The organism is Microvirgula sp. AG722, assembly GCF_003269145.1.
GTDB lineage: Bacteria > Pseudomonadota > Gammaproteobacteria > Burkholderiales > Aquaspirillaceae > Microvirgula > Microvirgula aerodenitrificans.
Window position 1 is genome coordinate 1 of sequence record NZ_QLTJ01000037.1, and the last position, 3,395, is coordinate 3,395.

General features: G+C 63.2%; 2 protein-coding genes. Both read left to right on the plus strand.

The features are described 5' to 3' along the window. Positions 1-362 (plus strand): hypothetical protein (locus DFO50_RS19310; protein WP_158537507.1); only part of this gene is annotated, 362 nt, incomplete at its 5' end. A gap of 108 nt (positions 363-470) precedes the next feature. Further along, on the plus strand, positions 471-3,395 hold a 2,925-nt coding region (locus DFO50_RS18635; RefSeq protein ID WP_146745159.1), incomplete at its 3' end, for a hypothetical protein.

Genomic DNA, 3,395 nt, shown 5'->3' on the forward strand with positions numbered 1-3,395 from the left:
CCGGCGTCTATGCGCTGCAGCTGTCGGCGGCCCGTGCCAGCGCGGTGGAGGGGGTGTTCGGGCTGCGGGTCCGGCATGAGGCGGTCGATGCGCGGAACGGCCGTGGCTGGCGGGTCGACGCCGAACTGCTGGGACGACCGACGCTGTACCGGCAGGCCGCCGTCCGGCAGGCCCGCTTCGCCAGCCTGCCGGACGGCGGCCGGTTCACCCTGGCGGCGGACCGGGCGCGCTTCGGCTACGGCGGGCGGTTGAGCCTCAGCCATCAGGGCAAGGCCGGCCGTTTTGATCTCAAGGTGTATGCGGGGCGTGAGAATGGCATGCAGGACCGGGGGGGAGCCGGGAGCTGGGTGCACCTATTCTGAATGAATGTTCAGAACATCCCTTGCCCTTTACCGGCCGGATGTAATTCTGCCAGGGGCGCAAGCGGACTATTGTCATGATTCAATCCGTAAATATTATGGAAAATCATCATGTTGCATATTCATGGACGTGTTCGGTGGCGGCAGCGCATTCAGGCAAGGGGGAGGATGCAGCGGCTCTCTCTGATGGTGGCGTTCAGCAGTGCAATGGTTGTTCCCGTTCCCGCTCCCGCCGCAGACATCGTCCTGCGGTTGCGCCCGATTCAGGCCAGCGGCCCGTCCACTGTCGGCTTTGACATGTCGCAGGAAAATGGCCAGTTTTCCAGCAACTACCGGACATGGGTCAGTGGAGGGGGCACCGGTTTCCTCATCTCCGGCAACAAGGTCCGTTTTGACCGGCCCAGCTCGCTGATGCATGTCAATGGCAAAGGGAGCAACGGAATCGTGATCAAGGGGAATGACGCGGCGGTGATGCTGGCAAACCGCGGTGAGGTCGACCAAGGGGCGACAGGCATTCGCGTGACGGGAAAGCAGGCGGAACTTCGCCTGCTTCGGCCGCTGGACGTTCATGGAGCGGGAAGTACGGGCGTGTTGCTGGAAGGCGGCAGCGCCCGGCTGTCCGGTGTCGGGACAGGCAATATCAGCCTGTCCGCGATCGGCATTCATGTGACAGGCAACCAGATCAGTCTCGTATTGAAGGATCCGCCACCCTTGAGTCTGGGTGCACAGCCCATTGCCAGCACGATTGGCAGTGGTGCGACCGGCCTCCTGATCGACGGCAGCCAGACCTCGATCCGGTTGCGGGATACGGAGCGGATTCTTGGAGAGGGGAGCCAGGGGGTCGTGATGGGGGGGAGCGGCAATACGCTGCACCGGGATGGGGGCAGCAGTGAAGTGGCAGAGGGAGGGACTGGCCTTTTTGTTCAGGGCTGGTTGAGCCGGGTCATGCTCAGTGGCGGGACGATACTGGCATCGGGGCAGGGCTCGGTGGGCATCTCGTTTCGCAATCCTGATGGTCCCCAGGTGGTTTTCACGTCCAGAGCGGGTCACCGGCAGGCTGAGGACGGGCGTAACCAGCTTGTTGCAGGGGCCGACAGTCGCATCATCGTCAGCAACGGGGCGACGGGCATCCATATTGCCGGCGCCTACCCGGTATACGCTGACCTGGAAGGAAAAATTCAGGTGCAGGCGCATGGCCTGGCGCTGAAGCTGAGTGACGAGGGAACTTTCGTTGCCGGGCAGGCCAGGAACGGGGTGGCGGGCAGTATTGTTGCACAGGGGGTGGGGGCATCCGGCATGGCTGCGGAAGGGGCCGCCATTATCTCCCTTGATCACAATCTCTATCTGTCTACGCCGCCACCCTTGCCGGCGCTGATCAACCTGGGCCGGATTGATGTCGACCCGGCCAGTGATGGCGCCTTGCCGCCGCGAGCGGCAATGCCAGCGAGCGAGCTCGAGTTCGGCATGTCGGTCAGCCGGGGAGGCGGCAGAAATACCATTGCCGTCAACGAAGGGACGATCACTGTTGCCAATTCCGGGGTGGCGATGATCGCGTCGTCATCGGGGGCCATGGTGGTCAATCAGGGTGTCATCAACCTGCAGGCCGCGCCAGGCACGCCGGAGGATGGCCTGCCACTGTTCGGGCTGGTTGCCCTGAATGGTGCGACTGCCGTCAACCGCCGCATGGGCATCATCAATGTCAATGCTGCAAATGCCAGGGCGTTCCATGCTGACAGCAGCAGTACGCTGATCAATCAAGGCATGGTCAACCTGAACGGTAATCCCATGCCGTCCAGGGACGCCCGGATGGGCTGGCCTGCAGGGCAGTCCGGCACGTTGCCGGACAAGGTCAATCAGGTTGTTTACTCGTCGTCGAGCGATCTGGCCGGCAAGTGGCTGATCGTCGGGGGGGCGGACCTGGACGCTTTGCATCAGGTGAATGTCAGTACGCTGTTCAATGGCGTACTCCAGGTTGACCCGGATGGTGTTTTCATCAACGAGGGAGGCGTTGCGGGCATGCGGCTGGCGGTCGCCGGGAGGGTGCAGAATGCGGCCGGCGCACGCATGACGCTGGCCCGGAAAAGCAAGCTCCTCGCCAGCGGGCTGCTTGTCAATGAAGGAACTCTGGTGGTGCGCCATCCACTGGGAATCAATGGCTGGATGCGTAATCAGCCGTCCGGGCGACTCCATCTGCGCGGGAGCGGCATGGCCGTAAACAAGCAGAACGGTGGAATCGTCAACCAGGGGACGGTGCTGGCAGAGGCTGCCAATGCCGGGGGGCACCGCGTCGCGGCATTTGTTGCCGGCCCAGGGCTTGGCAACGGTATCCATAACGCCGGGACATTGACCGTGCGCGAGGGGTATGGGGTCATGATGACGGTCAGGGCGGCAAAGCAGGGACGCAGCATGTTCATCAACAGCGGTACGATCGACTTTACTGCTGACAAGGGCACCACGACCGCGTTGTACGTGAAAAATCATGCCGGGCACGATCTGGTCAACGACCCGGAAGCTTCCATTACCGTGCGTGGCAACAACGCGATTGCCATGCGCAGCGACAGTGATTCGCAACTGGTCAACCGCGGCGCCCTCAACCTTGGCGAGAAAGGAACGGCCGATACCGGCATGACAGCCATGGTGCTGGGGGGGCGCAATGCGGCCGGTCGCATTGTCAATGACAGCCAGGGCGTTATCCGGATCCATGCCCGGCAGTCGCATGCATTCTGGATGGCTGGCAGTGGCAGCACCCTGATCAATCGTGGTCAGGTTCAATTGCTGTGCGGAGACAGCAGTTGCGGTTTGTTCAGGGATATCGCGACCCGGGCTGGCGATATCAGCGGCTCGGCTGCCGCTGCTGCCTACCAGTTCGTCCCGCCTCTCCTGGAATCCGCTGCCGGGCATGAACAGCGGGTTGCACGATCGACACTGGCCGGCTACGTGATCGGCACCCGGCCGGACGGCCAGGCCGGCACGCTGAGCGGCGGGCATCTGGACGCCAGCGGCGTGACCGTCGATACCGGCTTCGTGGCCGGGACC